14 protein-coding genes and 1 tRNA gene are annotated in these 17,751 nt (G+C 35.0%); 7 read left to right on the top strand and 8 right to left on the bottom strand.

Annotation, left to right across the window (positions count from 1 at the left end):
* Window positions 1-337: 337 nt before the first annotated feature.
* On the bottom strand, window positions 338-754 hold the full coding sequence (gene mscL / locus KBJ98_RS10400; RefSeq protein WP_210790444.1) for a large conductance mechanosensitive channel protein MscL: 417 nt from the start codon (window positions 752-754) through the stop codon (window positions 338-340).
* 87 nt (window positions 755-841) lie between these two features.
* Window positions 842-3,286, bottom strand: coding sequence for a bifunctional UDP-N-acetylmuramoyl-tripeptide:D-alanyl-D-alanine ligase/alanine racemase (locus tag KBJ98_RS10395; protein WP_210790442.1), 2,445 nt, complete (start codon window positions 3,284-3,286; stop codon window positions 842-844).
* A 400-nt stretch (window positions 3,287-3,686) separates the two neighbouring features.
* On the opposite strand from KBJ98_RS10395, the gene KBJ98_RS10390 reads away from it, so the two are divergent.
* Window positions 3,687-4,085, top strand: a complete 399-nt coding sequence (locus tag KBJ98_RS10390) for a hypothetical protein (RefSeq protein ID WP_225899109.1) — start codon at window positions 3,687-3,689, stop codon at window positions 4,083-4,085.
* On the opposite strand, the gene KBJ98_RS10385 is transcribed toward KBJ98_RS10390, so the two are convergent.
* On the bottom strand, window positions 4,080-4,781 hold the full coding sequence (locus KBJ98_RS10385; RefSeq protein WP_210790435.1) for a porin family protein: 702 nt from the start codon (window positions 4,779-4,781) through the stop codon (window positions 4,080-4,082). The genes KBJ98_RS10390 and KBJ98_RS10385 overlap by 6 nt on opposite strands.
* Window positions 4,782-5,079: 298 nt before the next feature.
* Here KBJ98_RS10385 and KBJ98_RS10380 point away from each other — a divergent pair, with 298 nt between their 5' ends.
* The 6 genes from KBJ98_RS10380 (at window position 5,080) to KBJ98_RS10355 (ending at window position 13,318) form a co-directional block, all read left to right on the top strand.
* Window positions 5,080-5,724 carry a hypothetical protein gene (locus tag KBJ98_RS10380; RefSeq protein ID WP_210790432.1) on the top strand — a complete coding sequence of 215 codons (645 nt, stop codon included), beginning with the start codon at window positions 5,080-5,082 and terminating at the stop codon, window positions 5,722-5,724.
* A 267-nt stretch (window positions 5,725-5,991) separates the two neighbouring features.
* A complete protein-coding gene (locus tag KBJ98_RS10375; RefSeq protein ID WP_210790430.1) occupies window positions 5,992-6,636 on the top strand; it encodes a hypothetical protein in 645 nt (214 codons plus the stop codon).
* Between the two features lie 314 nt (window positions 6,637-6,950).
* A complete protein-coding gene (locus tag KBJ98_RS10370) occupies window positions 6,951-7,733 on the top strand; it encodes a hypothetical protein (RefSeq protein WP_210790427.1) in 783 nt (260 codons plus the stop codon).
* Window positions 7,734-7,771: 38 nt separating this feature from the next.
* Window positions 7,772-12,133, top strand: coding sequence for a hypothetical protein (locus KBJ98_RS10365; protein ID WP_210790425.1), 4,362 nt, complete (start codon window positions 7,772-7,774; stop codon window positions 12,131-12,133).
* A gap of 2 nt (window positions 12,134-12,135) precedes the next feature.
* Complete coding sequence (locus KBJ98_RS10360; protein WP_210790422.1) at window positions 12,136-12,723, top strand: hypothetical protein; 588 nt, start codon at window positions 12,136-12,138, stop codon at window positions 12,721-12,723.
* Window positions 12,724-12,730: 7 nt separating this feature from the next.
* The gene (locus KBJ98_RS10355) at window positions 12,731-13,318 is read left to right on the top strand and encodes a hypothetical protein (RefSeq protein WP_210790419.1); all 588 of its coding nucleotides are present in this window, start codon (window positions 12,731-12,733) and stop codon (window positions 13,316-13,318) included.
* 327 nt (window positions 13,319-13,645) lie between these two features.
* Here the strand turns inward: KBJ98_RS10355 and KBJ98_RS10350 are convergent.
* The 5 genes from KBJ98_RS10350 to KBJ98_RS10330 form a co-directional block, all read right to left on the bottom strand.
* Window positions 13,646-13,732: transfer RNA gene (locus KBJ98_RS10350), tRNA-Ser, on the bottom strand.
* Between the two features lie 56 nt (window positions 13,733-13,788).
* Window positions 13,789-14,820, bottom strand: a complete 1,032-nt coding sequence (locus tag KBJ98_RS10345) for an asparaginase (RefSeq protein WP_210790415.1) — start codon at window positions 14,818-14,820, stop codon at window positions 13,789-13,791.
* Window positions 14,810-15,946 (bottom strand): 1-acyl-sn-glycerol-3-phosphate acyltransferase, encoded by a 1,137-nt coding sequence (locus tag KBJ98_RS10340; RefSeq protein WP_210790413.1) that lies wholly within the window; start codon window positions 15,944-15,946, stop codon window positions 14,810-14,812. The genes KBJ98_RS10345 and KBJ98_RS10340 overlap by 11 nt, the downstream gene beginning before the upstream one ends.
* 243 nt (window positions 15,947-16,189) lie before the next feature.
* Window positions 16,190-16,957, bottom strand: coding sequence for a TatD family hydrolase (locus tag KBJ98_RS10335; protein WP_210790576.1), 768 nt, complete (start codon window positions 16,955-16,957; stop codon window positions 16,190-16,192).
* A gap of 155 nt (window positions 16,958-17,112) precedes the next feature.
* Window positions 17,113-17,751 (bottom strand): response regulator transcription factor, encoded by a 639-nt coding sequence (locus tag KBJ98_RS10330; RefSeq protein WP_210790410.1) that lies wholly within the window; start codon window positions 17,749-17,751, stop codon window positions 17,113-17,115.

The following is a 17,751-nucleotide window of genomic DNA, read 5'->3' as shown; positions in this document are numbered from 1 at the left end:
TGAGAAGATTTCTAAAATTACTAAACGAATTAATCTGTGCTAATCAGTGAAATCTGTGGCGGAGAAAATCATTGTTTTTTTATTCGATTCAACTTTTTGACTGCGCGTTGCGTTAGGGATTGAAGTGGAAATCCTTTTTGAGGCTTTTTAGCCGAAAAAAGATTGCAACGAAAAGCCCGACCCGCCGCGGCGGGAAACGCCATAAAAAGAAAAACTATTGACTTTTTGGTACATATGACTAGAGAAAAATTTAGTTGGTTTTACTGATCAATATATCGCAAAGAAAAACCGCCACAATTACGTGGCGGTTTAGTTAGAATATATAATGTAGCGGAAATTATTTTTTTAACAAGTCTCTAATTTGCGTTAATAATTCTTCTTGCGTTGGTCCAGCTGGAGCTGCAGGAGCTGCAACTTCTTTTTTCTTTGCTTTTTCAGCAGCTCTTAAAACTACAAAAATAAAGAACGCAATAATCACAAAATTGATAATTGCTTGTACCAAGTTACCGTAAGTGATCACTGCTGCACCCGCTGTTTTAGCCGCAGCCAAATCAGCATAAGAGTTACCATCAAGAGTCACAAATTTCTGTGTAAAATCGATACCACCAGTAAGTAAACCTACAATTGGCATGATTACATCATCAACCGCTGATCCTACAATTTTACCAAATGCACCGCCCATTACTACTGCTGTGGCAAGGCTAAGTACGTCACCTTTCATTAAAGATGCTTTGAAATCACTAAAAAATCCCATAGAAAATGTTTTTAAGTTAAGTTTATTTGAAAAACGAACTTAGTTAAAATTTTAACATTAACCTAGAAAAATTTAACAAAAAAATAACTAAATACGATAAAACACTCTTTTTACTCGTTGCGAAATGGCGGTTAATACCTCGTATGCTATAGTATTTAAACGATTAGCGATGTAAGTCACCGATAAATTTTCACCAAAAATAACAGCCACATCGCCTTCTGAACAGTCAATATCGGTTACGTTTACCATTAGCATATCCATACAAACACTGCCTACAATAGGTGCTTTTTTATTTTTAATCAAAACATGGCCTACTTCATTTCCCCACGCTCTGGAGATTCCGTCGGCATATCCTATCGGAATGGTGGCAATTTTTGTAGGTAACGCAGCCATAAATCGTCTGCCATAACCTACGCTCTCACCTGCTGAAATGGTTCTGATTTGTGAAATAATCGATTTTAATGTTCCTACGTTTTCTAATTGTTTTTGTTCTTCAGGATCATTTGAAACACCATACAAACCTATTCCTAGGCGTACCATATCAAACTGCGCATTTGGAAAATTACTAATTCCGGAGGTATTCAAAATATGACGTAATGGTTTTATATTTAATTCATTGCAAATTTGAGTTGACAATTCGTCAAAAAGGGCAATTTGTTGGTTTACAAAATCAAAGTGTTTTGGATCATCGCTTGTGGCTAAATGGGATAAAATACTTTTTACGGTCACGTGTTCGTTATCGCGCAAAGCAGCTATTAAATCAGGTATTGTGTCTTTCTCAAAACCCAAGCGGTGCATTCCAGTATCGATCTTGATGTGAATTGGAAAATGACTTAAGTCTTTTTGTTTGGCTAATTTTAAAAATGCCTGTAGCCCTTTTAAAGAATAAATCTCAGGCTCAATACCATGCTGAATAATCGCTGAAAAGCTAGTACTCTCTGGATTTAAGACCATAATTGGCACTTTAATTCCGCCATTTTTAAGCGCTATTCCCTCATCGGCAAAAGCTACACCAAGGTAATTCACCTTATTGAATTCTAATAATTTGGCAATTTCAAGACCTCCGTTTCCGTAGCCAAAAGCTTTGACCATCACCATTACTTTAACATCAGCTTGTAACTTTGATTTAAAAAAATTCAAATTGTGTGTTATGGCATTTAGATTAATTTCGAGTACGGTTTCATGGGTTTTCTCCTCGAGCAAATGCACAATTTCTTCAAAGGCAAAAGAGCGCGCTCCTTTTATCAAAATAGTTTCGTTCGAAAAATCAAGCTGCTCAAAATCGGCAATAAACGAAGATGTATCGGGATAAACAGTGGCTTGACTAAACTGATTTTGAAACGCTGAAATAGTTGTTCCAATACCAATTACACGATCTATTTTATGCGCCACAATTAACTTGGCCACTTTTTCATACAGCTCCTCTTGCGACAATCCGCTCTGGAAAATATCTGATAAAATGATGGTTTTCTTTTGGTATTGCTTTTGACTTTCTAAAAAATCCAACGCAATTTTCAACGATTGGTAATCAGAACTGTAACTATCGTCAATTAAGCTGCAATTGTTGATACCGTTTTTAACTTTCAAACGCATTTCAACCGGGTACAGCAAGGCCATTCGTTGTCGTATAGTTGCTGCATCATAATTTAAATGCAATAAAACCATCAAGGCTGAAACTGCATTTTCGATGGAAGCCTCATCTTGAAAAGGGATATCCACTTCAAACTGAATTACTCCCTGACTCACGCTAAGTTGTGTTCCCGCTTGCATTGTTTTTTTTGACAAAAACACATTTGCAGCAGCATCTTCAAAACTCCATGAAAGTGCTTTTATATTTTTTGGAAGATACAAATCAACAACTGAGTTTTTGTTGTAAATAAGTACCTCAGCATTTTTAAAAAGTTGTAGTTTTTCGATAATTTTTTGTTCACGACTTGTAAATCCTTCGTCATGAGCCGAGCCAATATTCGTGAGAACGCCAATCGTAGGTTGCACAATTTGCTGCAATTGTTGCATTTCATTTATGGTAGAAATTCCGGCTTCAAAAATTCCTAGATTGTGTTTTTCGTTAATTCCTAATACCGATAATGGCACTCCAATTTGCGAGTTATAACTCTTTGGGCTTCGAATAACATTAAAATCAGGGCTCAATAAAAAATTCAGCCATTCTTTTACGATTGTTTTTCCGTTGCTTCCCGTGATACCAATTACAGGAAAATGAAAAAGTGCACGATACTGCGCTGCCACTTCTTGCAAAGCCTTTCGCGTGTCCTGCACGACATAAAAGTGAGCTGAATTTTTATACTCAGGCGAGATATGCTGAACCACAAAATGCTGTACCCCTTGTTGGATCAAATCAGGTATGTATTGATGCGCATCATTATTACTTCCTGTCAATGCAAAAAACAGTGTTTGCTTACCATTTTGAAGTGATCTACTATCGATTGAAATATGATCTAACAGCAAGCCATCAGCGGTTACAATACCTTTTTTGGTTATTTGAAAAGCGATCGGTAACGAATTTGAATTCATGAGTAGCAAGGATTATAAAAATCTAAGTTAAAAGGCGAAAAAGCCAATCAAAATATAGTCAAAAATACCATTCTTTTTAGGATTAAATGAATCAGTACCTTTAAAAAAAATAGTTTACCAATTGTTAAACTGATTCGAGTTGGACTGCCAATCATTTGACTTTCGTTATATTTGTTTTTTGACCAAAATGACTTTAAAAAAAATACTTCCGCTATTTTCCTATCTTTTTCACCCGATATTTATACCGGCAATGGCTGCGTTGTTCTATTTCTTCGGGACTGATCTTGATTTTTCTACAACTCAAAAACTATTTGTTTTTGGACAAGTCCTTGTAACTACGGTATTACTACCCATAGTTGCCTACTTTTTGCTGCGAGCCAGCGGGCAGATAAAATCTATAATGGCAAAAAACATCGGAGAACGAAAAATTCCACTCGTATTACATTGTTTTTTACTGCTGTTGTTAATCAAAAAAAACATTACCATTGTTGAATATCCTGAGTTTCACTTTTTTTTATTGGGTGGTCTTTTGAGTAGTTTAATCGCATTACTTTTACTTTTTATACGAGTAAAAGCTAGTTTACATCTGATAGGAATTAGTTCATTGACCGTTTTTATAATCGGATGCAGCATGCATTTTCAAATACCATACACTTTTTTGATTGCATTACTTATTGTCACGAATGGCTTGGTAGCCTCCTCTCGCTTAGAAATGAATGCGCATACATATAAAGAATTGGTGATTGGATTTTTTATAGGGTCAATTCCGCAGCTACTACTATTGAACTTATGGCTATAAAATATAAAAAATGACTCCAAAATTGAGAGCCTGTAATGCAAAAGATTCTGCTGTTGTGGTTTGCGCCTCCAACAAAGGATTCAAACCATAATAAACGTACAAGTTGATCGTATTGTAACCGGCGCTTAAGTACGCTCCGTACTGTAGTTTGTTAAAATCTTTATTACCAGAAATTTTAGTATCACCCGTAGCTCCATTAAAAATAGCGTTATCCAGCAGTAAATAACTAAATTTTAATCCGCTGTAAATGCGCCAAAACTTATGACTTTCGTACGTTGAAGTACGCCATCTGAACTCTAAAGGCACATCAATGGTTAAAGTCGAAATTTTATTTTTATCAAAAGCTGTGTTTGCACCAATAACTTCATAAGATGGATTTTGTGCACTGCCTGATATGGCTAAATTTTGATTGTAATTGTTATAAGTAAAACCCAAACCTGTCGCAACAGCTATTTGTCTTTTTTTTGAAATGGGCATATCACGCAAAAAACCAAAAGAAATTCCAGATGAAAATTTACTTTGACTCACCCCATTTGGTTTTTTAGAAAGCGTATTATAAGTCAAGCTAAAATAAAATTGATCCTCACGGTATAAAGAATCTACTTTAACAACGAGACTATCTGCTGCCACGACATCAGCCTGCGAATACAGTTTACAAAACGACAAAAGCAAAAAACCAAGGATAGTGAAACGCATATTGTAATTAATTTGAAGTGAAAATAGAATAACAGGTTGGATTAATTCCGTTTAAAACTAGTGCAGAACAAAGATAGCACTAGATTCCTAAAAATGTCTTTTATGGCAAACAAATAAAAATCCGAATCCTTCACCAATCGCTAGATATTTGTTTGCAAATAAAAATCTTGATCACGCAGCCAGCTCATCACCACTTTTAACAAACTCAACTATAGCAAACTGCTATTCAACGAATAACAAAATATTTTATGGAACATCAAATTAACTTTGACCCAATAAACCCAAAAAACCTATTACCATGAAAAATTTTAATCTACTATTATTAAGTGTTGCTGGATTATTTGCAACACAAGTAAATGCTCAAGACAACACTGATGTAAACGTTGCTACACACCTCTTAAATGTGAGCGTACCAGAAATTGCACTGATAGACATTTATGACAATAATACCGGAACAGAAGCTGCAACCGTTGTATTCAACATGGCGAATGCTACACAATCTGGTGTTAACCGTGAAGCAGGTTTGTATGCGTTTTCAGCCTTGAGTTACACCAATTTGTACTTGAATTACACAAGTGTTGTAGCTACAGCAACAAATGGAAGCGGATACGACTTAACCCGTCAGATCAATGTTCAGTTAGAAGCAGGTAGTACATTTCCAGCGAGTTTAGATTTAAGAATAACACCTGTTGCTCCTTCAATTATTGCTAATGGGGGTACAACCGATTCTGCTGGAACAGTAACTGCTGCAGGTGTAGCTCTAGGAGTGACCAATGCAATTGGTGTTGATGCGCTATTAGTAACAAGTATTGAAAGTGTGTACACTGGAGATATGGCTAGAGGTGTAAGATTAACATACACATTAGAACAAAATGGAAACTTCGCATTGTACCGTGCTGGAGATTACAGTGCAACTATCAAATATACTTTGACTGATATTTAATGCACTACATTTAATTTTGCCATTACCAAGAAAGGTTCTTTACACACTGTATAGAACCTTTTTGGGTTATAAACATGCTGACTTAGCAGTCACAGATGTAAGAAGAAATATTAATTTTTACCAGCAAAACAAGGCAGCATCATTTACAGAAAGACTTTTAAAAGCTTTTATTGGTCTATACTTCAATGCAGTCTAACGAAAAACCAAACTCTGCAACGATCTTAGGTCGTAGTTTTGAAATATATTAATAATCTAAAAACCCAAAATATGAAAAATGTTAACCTACTATTCGTAGCCGTTGCCGCTCTATTTGCTAGCAACGCAAATGCTCAAGACAACACTGATGTAAACACTGCTACACACCTCTTAAATGTCAGCGTACCAGAAATTGCACTGATAGACATTTATGACAGTAATACCGGAACAGAAGCTGCAACCGTTGTATTCAACATGGCGAATGCTACACAATCTGGTGTCAACCGTGAAGCAGGATTGTATGCGTTTTCAGCCCTGAGTTACACCAATTTGTACTTGAATTACACTAGTGTTGTAGCTACAGCAGCAAATGGAAGCGGATACGACTTAACCCGTCAAATCAATGTTCAGTTAGAAGCTGGTAGTACATTTCCAGCAAGCTTAGATTTAAGAATAACACCTGTAGCTCCCTCAATTATTGCTAATGGAGGTACAACCGATTCTGCTGGAACAGTAACTGCTGCAGGAGTACGTTTAGGAGTAACCAATGCAATTGGTGTAGATGCGCTATTAGTAACAAGCATTGAAAGTGTGTACACTGGCGATTTGGCTAGAGGTGTAAGACTAACCTACACATTAGAACAAAACGGAAACTTCGCATTGTACCGTGCTGGAGATTACAGTGCAACTCTTAAATATACTTTGACTGATATTTAATGCACTACATTTATTTTTACCATCTACCAAGAAAGGTTCTTTACACAGTGTATAGAACCTTTCTTTTTTAGGATTGATTCTAAAAACACGTTTAGCAGCAACTTAGCAATCTTATTTATATGACATCGTTAATCAAAAATAGACCACATCAATACCGTACTGAATTATCAAAATAGTTCAAAGACTAAATAACACCATTTAACTGCAGTAACGAGCTAGCCATCGAAAATCACTATCAATTTCCCTACTTAGATAGTAACTTTATTGTATAGTAAAAAACCCTGATCCCAATTATTTCCCTAATAAACGTAAAAATGAAAAAAATATACTTAATTATCGCATTATTTTTATTCGTGAATTTGACCTACTCAAGCGTTGTTGTAACTAACGGATTAACACATATATATTCTGGAATCTCGGGCACTCAAATCCAGGGCGAAGTTATTCTACTCAATAGTTCAGATGAACAGCAAACAGTTTCCTTTAGTTTACACGAAGCCATTTTTTCTTGCACAGGAGACCGTACTTTTTCAACTACACAATCCCACTTAAAATCGTCTTTAAACTGGTTTGATGGAAGTTTAATGGACAAGGTACTGAATCCAAAAGAACAATATAGTTACAGATTCACAATCAACATCCCAAAAGACCAAGCATTAAGAGGCACCTTCTGGAACATGTTAATGATTGACATAGAAAAACCTATTAAAAAAGAAAAACTTGAGCACAACATAGGTCTGAATACAAAAATGAGATATGCTATTGCCTTAATAACAAATGTAAATAGCCTTGATGAAGTAAGCTTAGATTTTCAAAAAGTTGACATTGACAAAACTACAGATAGCAAAAACTTAGTAATTAAAATTGCTAATCAAAATTCATTTATCGAAGGCGTAAAATTGTCTTTAGAGATTTATGATTCAGAAGGAAAAAACATCTTTCAAAAAACAACAATCAGAGGCTTAGTATTCCCTGGCTTTTGCAAAGATTACACCATCAACATTTCCGAACTTCCTAAAGGAAATTACACCTGTCTTTTGGTCGCTGATTCGAGAGAAAAATTTATAGGAACTAACGTTAGTCTTGCTATAGACTAACGTTTAGGGTCACACTTCATTAATTATAATCTACTACTATGAAAACTGTATATAAACTTATCTATCTACTTCTACCTCTCTACATAGGATGTGGGATGGGAGTGCAGTCTGAAGATTTGGATACAGTAAGTGTGAGTACTACTTCAACACCTACAACTACACCAATTCAAAATGAGGATAATGACTCATCAAATTACTATAAGAAACAAGCAAGTGAAAGATCAAATGCAGAACTAACATCAAAAATCATAGAAAAAGAACCTAATGCTGCTGCTTCTCACCAAAACGATGTAAAAAAGTTTACTGAAGAAGAAATAAAAGCAATGCAACGTGCTTTCTCAAAAGTCAAAACTCAAGAGAGCGCTGATGATAATGATAACGAAGCTATTGAATTGGCAAAAACGAACACTACTACTACTGAAACAAACACAACTAAAAATGCTACAGCGCTTAACAAAAAACAAACTAATGTAAAATCGTTTACAAAAAATGAGATGCAAGTAATGCAACGTACTTTCTCAAAAGATAAAACTCAAACAAACTCTGATTCAATTGAAACTGTTCCTGTGGCAGTAGCAAAAACGAACACTAATGCTACTGAAACAAACAGGACTAAAAATACTATTGCGGATAACAAAAAACAAAATGATGTAAAATCGTTTACAAAAAATGAGATGCAAGAAATGCAACGTGCTTTCTCAAAAGAAAAAACTCAAACAAACCCTGATTCAAATGAAACTGTTCCTGTGGCAGTAGCAAAAACGAATACTAATGCTACCGAAACAAACAGGACTAAAAATACTATTGCGGATAACAAAAAACAAAATGATGTAAAATCGTTTACAAAAAATGAGATGCAAGTAATGCAACGTGCTTTTTCAAAAGAAAAAACTCAAACAAACTCAGGTACTAATGAAACAACCTCGATGGGAATAGCAAAAACGAACACTAATGCTACTGAAACAAACAGGACTAAAAATACTATTGCTTATAACAAAAAACAAAATGATTTAAAATCGTTTACTAAAGAAGAAATAAAAGTAATGCAACGTGCTTTCGCAAAAGAAAAAACTCAAACAAACCCTGATTCAAATGAAACTGTTCCTGTGGCAGTAGCAAAAACGAATAGTAATGCTACTGAAACAAACAGGACTAAAAATCCTATTGCGGATAACAAAAAACAAAATGATGTGAAATCGTTTACAAAAAATGAGATGCAAGCAATGCAACGTGCTTTCGCAAAAGATAAAACTCAAGCAAACTCTAATTCAAATGAAACTCCTCTTGTGGCAGTAGCAAAAACCACCACTAATGCTGGTGGAGTTGCAGCTGTAAAAGAGGCACAGTCACAACAAAACAATAAAAAATTAGCATTAAATACCGTAAAAAATACTGCTACAAGTTCATCAATAAAAGCACCAGCGAAAGCGGTTAATGCAAAACTTGCTACTTCAAACGGATTGAAATCAAGCTTATCAAAACAAAACACTGTAAAAAACAACAGTATCGCGAATGATAAATCAAGTACAAAACAAAACACTAAAAACACTATAGTTCCAGAAATAGGAAACACTAATAGCACTAAAACCGTAGACAAACAAAAAGTTGTTCCTACTACTAATTCAAAGGAAGATTTAGCTAAAGGAACTTCTGAAACCAATAAAAAAAGTGTATCCGCATCCGATAATATCAAAGTTTCAACTGCCACAATTGTAGAAACAAAAGAAAAAAAACAAAATGCTTCAGGAATAGAACAAATTAAAATTCGTGTCGTAAACCTTAAAGAAAGTTATCCAACAAATAAAAGCCATACGTTAATTATCGAAATTGAAAACGGCGAAAACAGCACCTCTAATTTAAAACTTATAGCCGAATTACCTCGCAATTGGAGCTTAATTTCAATAAGTGATATTGGCGTCTTGGAGGCTAATGAAAAGAAAATGGTGTTAATCAGTTTCAATATACCAGTAGACAATCCATCAGGAAACACTGTTGCGACTTTTATCGTTAAAAATTTAAATGGAAGTAAAATTGGCTCAAAAGAAGTTGTTTTTAACATTGAACCAAACTTAGACCTAGAGGTGTACAACTTGTTCACTTCTGGCAAAGTACAAGCGGGAGAAATAATAGAGGCCAAATATGAAATTAAAAATAGAGGTAATGTAGAACAAGAAATCTCGATATCCTCAACAAACACCATTAAAGGAGCGAAATTGATTAAACTAGGTCCAAATATGACGGCAACAGTTGAAATAACACAAAAAACTGATGCAAAGTATTATGATTTCACTACGATCACAACCTCTTTAAATGCGCTGAGTGTAACCTCTGGCAAGTCATATAAAGCATACGGCAGCACAAAAGTGTTTCCTACAAAACTTAAACAAGCAGATCCGTTTTTTAGATATCCAGTACGCTTTAGTGTAAACTATATTAGTAATACATTTCAAGACAGGAATTTTTCAGCACTTTCAGGGGAATTATTAGGTGATGGGTTTTTAGATTTGAAAAGAAAAAATTACTTGAATTTAATCATTAGAGCACCTCAACAAAAAAATCTAATCAATTTCGGCATTACAGATCAATATAGTTTAATCTATAAATACAATAATAACACGACTGTGTATTTAGGAGATCACGCCTATTATATCAATCGCTTAGGTTTTGATAGCCGCTTTGGAATGGGATTTAGAGTTGATCAAAATATAAATGATTGGACACTATCTGCTTTCTTTACTAAACCGAGATTGTACAGCTTTAATTCAGAAGCACTATTTGGCTTTAAATCTGTTTATCGTTTTAATAAGAACGCCCTATTAGGATTTGCAGTAGAAAGCTCTAAAGGAACTGTTATGGGAGCCAACAGAAACATAGAAGCTAACTTGGACGAAAAAGGTCAAATTGGTACTGCTAATTTTGAGCTAAGATCAAAAAACACGTTTATCAACGCAGAGTCTTCACTCAGCGTTACTAACAAACATGTTGATCAGGCTCATTTCTTTAACCTCGTCCAAAAAATGAACGGTTTGACTTATAGTGGGAGCTTTACATTTTCAGGTAAAAATTACTTTGGAATCATCAGAAATAGTATTGAGTACAACAATAGCTTATTCTATAAATTTAGAAAATTCGATTTTGTTATCGGACAAACCGTATCTAAAGTAAATAAGCGTTTAAACCCGTTGTTTTTTGCTGCTGAACCCTATTTTGAAAACTATTACGGAAGAATAGGATACCGTTTTAGTCCTAAAAGCTATTTTGATATTCGTGTAGATAAGAGAACAAGAGAGGATCAACTTGAGCCCAAAAGTTATTTTTATAATGAATCTGGAATCGACTACAGATATATTTTCACTGGTAAAGCATTTGCTTTTGGCTTTACCGGAAGAATAGCCGAAACACAAAATTTATTAAGTAACGATCTGCAATACAGAACTACTTATGCTCATACTGTAGATGCATCTTATCGGTTTTCAAGTCATTTTTCACTTCGAAGCGGTCTTAATCACAATTATAGCAATCGATATAATGAGATTAATGCAAATGAAAACTTCTATACTTACAATGTTGGGATTGACTATAATTTCAACAGAAACTTTAGATTCAATGCTACATACAATAGTGGTTTCAGCCCAGAAGACTTCTACTTAAGACGTGATTTCATAAATGCAATGTTAATGATTAATCTAGCTAAAAATCATTTATTTGAAATCCGTGCTAATTATTTTGAAAATCCCGGAGTAACCAATAGAAAGGAACTATTAGCTTTTGGAACCTACACCTATTCGTTTGGAGTTCCAATAAAAAGAATTTTAGAGCAAGGTGGAGTAAATGGCTTAATTCAAGTAAATGATAAAAGCATAGATGTAAAAGGAATAAAAATCATAGCTGCTGGAAAAAGTATTGTAACCAATGCTAAAGGAGTTTTTGAGTTAAACAACTTACCTCTTGGAAAGAATTACATTTTAATGGATGAGTCTACCCTTCCATTTGGAATAATTCCCGCTACAAAAACGCCATTTCAGGTTACTATAGAAAAGGATAAAAAAGCAGAATTAAACATAACAATTGTACGTGCATCATCAATAATAGGAACTCTTGTTTTTCCGGAATTGTCAAGACCCAACGGTAATAATCTAGAAGGATATTTAAGAATTGAAAATGAGAACTTCACGTACAACGTAGAGTCGAATGCGCAAGGAGTTTTCAAATTTCAAAATATCGTTCCAGGAACATACAAATTAAAACTTATGCGCTACAAAGGAAAAGAGTTTTTTGAAATTGAAAAAGAAACTCAAATCACTGTAAAAGAAGGAGAAAAAACTACAATAAATGTACCTGTAAAAGGCAAAGAACGCAAAGTACAATTTAAAAGTAAAAACTTTACAATAGGAGGGTAATTATGAAAAATACAGACTATATACTAGCGGCTCTTTTTACCTTATGCTTCGCAGTTTGCGGGGCTCAGGAAATATTGAATGTTACAATTAGTAGTAATTTCATTTTTGGAGGTGGACAACAATCTAACTTTGCGACTTTGAGCCTTCAACCCATTGCTATTCTTGATGCAGAGCCAGACCCTAGCAACACTATTAGCTTTGGTCTTAACAGCACTACCTTAGAAGCAGGTTTACCCGCAACTGGTGTTGGCGGAATTGCAACAAATGAAAACATTTGGTTAAATTATACCTATCGAGGTGTGAATTTTGCTAATGCTAAAATTTATGTGCGCACAAACCAAATAGTTCCTGCTGGGATTGTGATAAAAATTCAAGTCATTGCTGCAACAAGTATTGGTGGGTCATATATCCCTAATCAAAATAGCAGCCCAATTACCTTAAGCTCTGCAGAACAAATCTTGATTAACAGTTTTGCAAGCGGCTACACCGGAAATGGATTAGGCACTGGTTACAATCTTCGTATTACTGTAGAGAATCAAAGTGGACTATCATTACCAAGTGGATTTGAAATTATTTATGAAATTAAATAAAACCAAAATGAAAAATTTATTTATCATAACAGTATCGTTCTTGCTATCGTTTAGCTATTCACAAGCCCAAATTTTGGCAGGAACTTTGAATGTTACAGGAATGCCGAGTTTTACGCAATCAGTTAATGCAGTTGTGGTAGAGGCAGGTGTTGATGACGCTTCAGTAGGATTCGAAAGTAATTTTGACGCCACTAAAATTGGTTTTGTACTAGATCCAATATTATTACTCTCGTCGTCTCTTCTCTGTGAACAGAATGTATATCGATATAAAGTCTATATCAATTCAGTTAATGCACCAGCAAACATAACTATTGAAGCAAAAACAACTGTAAACAGCGGACAACGTTTCCCAACAGTGAGTATTTATGATACTTTATTAATCAAACCTTTAGGTCAAAGAAACTTAATGCCATCTAATGGCGGAAATTACATTGTAGTCCCTAACAACGCTACCCAAGCTGTAAAAATTATGGAATTCATAGGCTGTAGAAAAGATATACCGATTCAATTTAGGATTAAACCAAGCTCTTTATGTCCAGCAGGCACCTATAATATCGAAATCAAATATACTGTAGTAGCAAGTTTAACATTATAAAAAAACTCCATTTGAGGAAGTATTTCTATTTCTGAAGAGCGGAAAGAATTAAATCCGTCGATCCCGAAAAGGGTGTCTCACAAAAAAATTAATGCTTGGCATTGCATGCCTGATCCTTTTTTGGTTTATAGCTTAGACAAACTAAAAAGTTTGCCACAACATAGCTAGAGATTAACTCCGTTGATCCCAGAAAGGGTGTCTCACAATAAAATTAATGCTCGGCATGGCATGCCTGATCCTTTTTTGTTTTAAAGCTTAGACAAACTAAAAAGTTTGCCACGCTTTAAAACAAAAAATGCTCTCCTTGCGGAAAGCATTATTTTTTTGCAGAGAGGAAGGGATTCGAACCCTCGATACAGTTACCCATATACTAGCTTTCCAGGCTAGCTCCTTCAACCACTCGGACACCTCTCTAAAATTGGTTTGCAAATAACATAAAAAAATATGACTTACAAAAGCAAAACCACAGATTATATCATCTCTCCGCGCAAAGAAGTTTCAAAAATTTCTTTAAAATCCTTAGCCGGAATGCTTTGTCCCAAAAGGTACATCAACTTAGTAATGGCAGCCTCAGTAGTGATGTCTTTTCCTGAAATCACGCCTATTTCTTTCATGTTGGTACTGGTTTCGTACTGCCCCATATTCACACTTCCGCCTGAGCATTGGGTTACATTCACAATATGCAAACCGCTGCTAATAGCTTTTTGCAATAAGGCTAAAAACCAATCTTCGGTAGAAGCATTTCCTGCTCCGTAGGTTTCAAGTACAATTCCTTTTAAATTGGGAATATTCAATATTGCTTTGAGCACAGCTTCACTCATGCCCGGAAACATCTTTACTATTGCTACGTTGTTATCAAGGTTTTTATGAACCAAAAGTGGCGCAGCAGGTTGCGGACTTGTCCAAAACAACTCTTCACTCCATTTTAAATGTACTCCTGACTCTACCAACTGTGGATAATTTGGCGAAGTAAAAGCACGAAAATGCTCTGCGTTTATTTTGGTAGTACGGTTGCCACGATAGAGTTTATATTCAAAATACAAGCCTACTTCACTAATCACGGGACCATTTTCGGTACGTAAGGAGGCAATTTGTATGGCAGTAATTAAATTTTCTTTCGCATCGGTACGCAAATCACCTATTGGCAATTGCGAACCAGTGAAAATTACAGGCTTAGCCAAATTTTCGAGCATAAAACTCAATGCCGAGGCGGAGTACGACATAGTATCCGATCCGTGTAAAACCACAAAACCGTCAAACAACTCGTAATTATCTGCAATAACAGTAGCAATTTTGGCCCATTCTTGTGGGTTCATATTACTAGAATCGATTGGATTTTCGAACGAAATAGTTTCAATTTCACAATCTAATTGTTTCAATTCCGGTATGCGTTGCAATAATTTATTAAAATTAAAAGCTTTGAGCGCACCCGTCTCAAAATCCTTACTCATACCAATGGTACCGCCCGTATAGAGTAATAATATTTTAGCTTTATACGACATCGTGGTATTTTAATTGATTGGTAACCGGATTAGCATACATGGCTAAAAATCCATCAAGGGCCACTTGATTGTCATGATCAATTCTCATTTCTAGTCTGCGTTCGAATAATGATTTTTCGTTTTCAGTATACTTATGTGCATATTCATTGCTTTTATGCACCAAATCATGAGCAATAAAATTGGTTGGCCACAACTTGTAATTACTCAAAATAGCATCATCGATCACCTGAGCAAGCGCTACCACTTGCTTGTTGGCACTATCATTGGCTGCTTTAATGGCATCAATTTCAGTATCGATAACCGTTCCTACGTGAATGTGAATTCTTTTTTTCTGTCCCAAAGCACCACTCAAAATGGTCATGAAGTCTTCGTTTTTATCCTTTACGTATACTTCATTGTTGGCTTCAGCCATGAGCTGCGGCATTTTTAGTGCATCCGTAGGATCGTATTCATAAGAAATAGCCACTGGAACTATTTTTAATTTCTTAAAATAATCCATTGGTTCTTTTTCATCAGATGCCATACCAAGCATTTTTAAAACTCCTGGATTGGTCTCATCATTACCGTCTTTGGTACGTCCTTCACGTTGCGCGATCCACACCGAACGGTTTTCATGAACCAATAAATTACCAATGTATTCTGAAAGTAATTTAGAACTTTGTAGCATCTCGCGAGGTGTTAAACCGCGTTGAACCAAAAAGTTTCTATTGAGTTTGGCAAGTGTGTTTAAAAATGCTTTTTTAACTAAATTATCTCCAATCGCCGATGCGGTCATCACCAAACCATGCTCAAACAATGCTGTATTGAGTAAAGTAGTATCCAACAAAATATCGCGGTGATTCGAAATGAATAAATAGGAAGTGTTGGGTTCTAAATTTTCAAATCCAGAAGTAGTAATTCCTTCAGAACTTTTTTCTAAAACCTTTTGTACCGATTGGTATATAAAATTGCATTGAAAATCACGAATAGAGTGCGTTTTACGAAGTTGCTCTTTCCAAACGGAATCTTCCACATCAGGAAAGGTAAAATTCATCAAAGCTTTCATCATCGGATGATTAGCCACATTATGAAGTGCTTCGTTTATTTCGGAGTCATAAAAAGGACGAATAGCGTCAAATTTCTGCATTTTGGTTCTCAATTTTTGTGTGGGCAAATGAACAAAAAAAATATGAAATTAAGGTCAATTCTAGTTTAAATCCCAAAGTCAGCCCCTAATTTTTGCATAATTATTACAAAACACCCATTATTTTATTTTATTTCTATTTTTATCCACTGAGCAATAAATGCTCGTTGCCGCAGCTAATTATGTTGATTTTAGATAGCCATCATTTTTTATCTCTAAAACTTCTGAGAATATGAAACACCGCTTTTATACTCCAAATACAGCTTTAGAATTTGCGGTAGTTTGTGCTGCAATTTCAGCCACAGTCAGGCCATAAATTTGAGCCAATTTCTCTGCAACACTAATAATATAACTGCTCTCGTTTCTTTTTCCTCGGTATGGAACGGGAGCCAAATAGGGCGCATCCGTCTCTAAAACAATATGTTCTAGGTCGATTTGATTTAAAAACTGATCAATTTTTCCGTTTTTAAAAGTAACCACACCACCAATACCCAGCTTCATATTGTACGAAATGGCTTGTAAAGCTTGCTCATAAGTGCCTGAAAAGCAATGAAAAATACCAAATAAATCAGCTGATTTTTCTTCTTCTAATATTTCAAAAATCTCGTCAAAAGCCTCTCTACAATGAATCACTATTGGTAATTTATATTGTTTGGCTAACTTAATCTGTCTTCTAAAAGCGTCTTGCTGCTGTGGCAAATGGGTTTTATCCCAGTATAAATCGATCCCTATTTCTCCAATAGCGCAGAACTTTCGTTTTGTCAATTCTTGGACCACATGCTGCAATTCGTCTTCGTAATTGTCTTTAACATAAGTAGGATGCAAACCCATCATCAAGAAAACATTTTCTGGATAGTTTTTCTCCAACTCATACATTGCTTCTGTACAAGTAGAATCGATTGCGGGGATAAAAAAACGCGAAACACCAGCATCAATAGCGCGTTGAATCATTTCGTTTCTATCTTGCTCAAATTCTTCTGAATATAAATGGGTATGTGTATCGGTAATCATTATAGTTGCTTCCAAGTGTAAAGTTTAAGTGTGCAAAATTACAACTATTACATAAAGAAGACACAATTTAGTTTAAATGATATAAAGCAAGGAAAACTTCGAGCTAACTTGACAGAAGAACTCTTTTTAACTTGAAGAAGAAGAGCTAATGGATGTTTTTATGTATATTCATTTTTTATGGCAAAAACAGCCAGTCCAACTCTAGTTTTGAGTTCTAGTTTTTCAAACAAATGATCCCTGTAGCCTTCAATAGTTCTGGGACTACAGCACATTTTATCTGCAATTTCTTTATAGGTTAACTCCGTAACCGTATATTTCAAAAACTCTATTTCTCTTGGGCTAAAGTTAATTTTAGATTTCTCTATTTGGTTTTTTACTAGATTATCGCAGAGTGTACTTGTAACCCAATCTGGATAATAAAAGCCGTTTTTTACCAATGTGTTAAGTGTGGTTTCTAACTCTACCGGATGACTGTTTTTTAGCAGATATGCTTTGGCTCCATTTTTAATCATTTTTATCACGCTTTGCTCATCATCTTGCATGCTTAAAGCCATTATTAAAACATTAGGATGATTTGCCTTTATCCATTCTGCTGTTTCAAAGCCATTCATTATTGGCATACTAATATCAAGTAATACAATATCTGGTATATTCGATTTGACTTTGAATTTTGCTTGTAACTCCTTTCCATTTTCACATTCATAGAGCACTTCGAATGAATTAAAATTAGAAATAATACTTTGCAATGCCTTTGCAATAAGAATATGATCGTCTACAATTACTATTGTTTTTTTCAT

Source organism: Flavobacterium erciyesense, from assembly GCF_018069925.1.
GTDB classification, from domain to species: Bacteria; Bacteroidota; Bacteroidia; order Flavobacteriales; family Flavobacteriaceae; genus Flavobacterium; species Flavobacterium erciyesense.
This window is presented reverse-complemented; position numbering and strand designations above follow the sequence as displayed.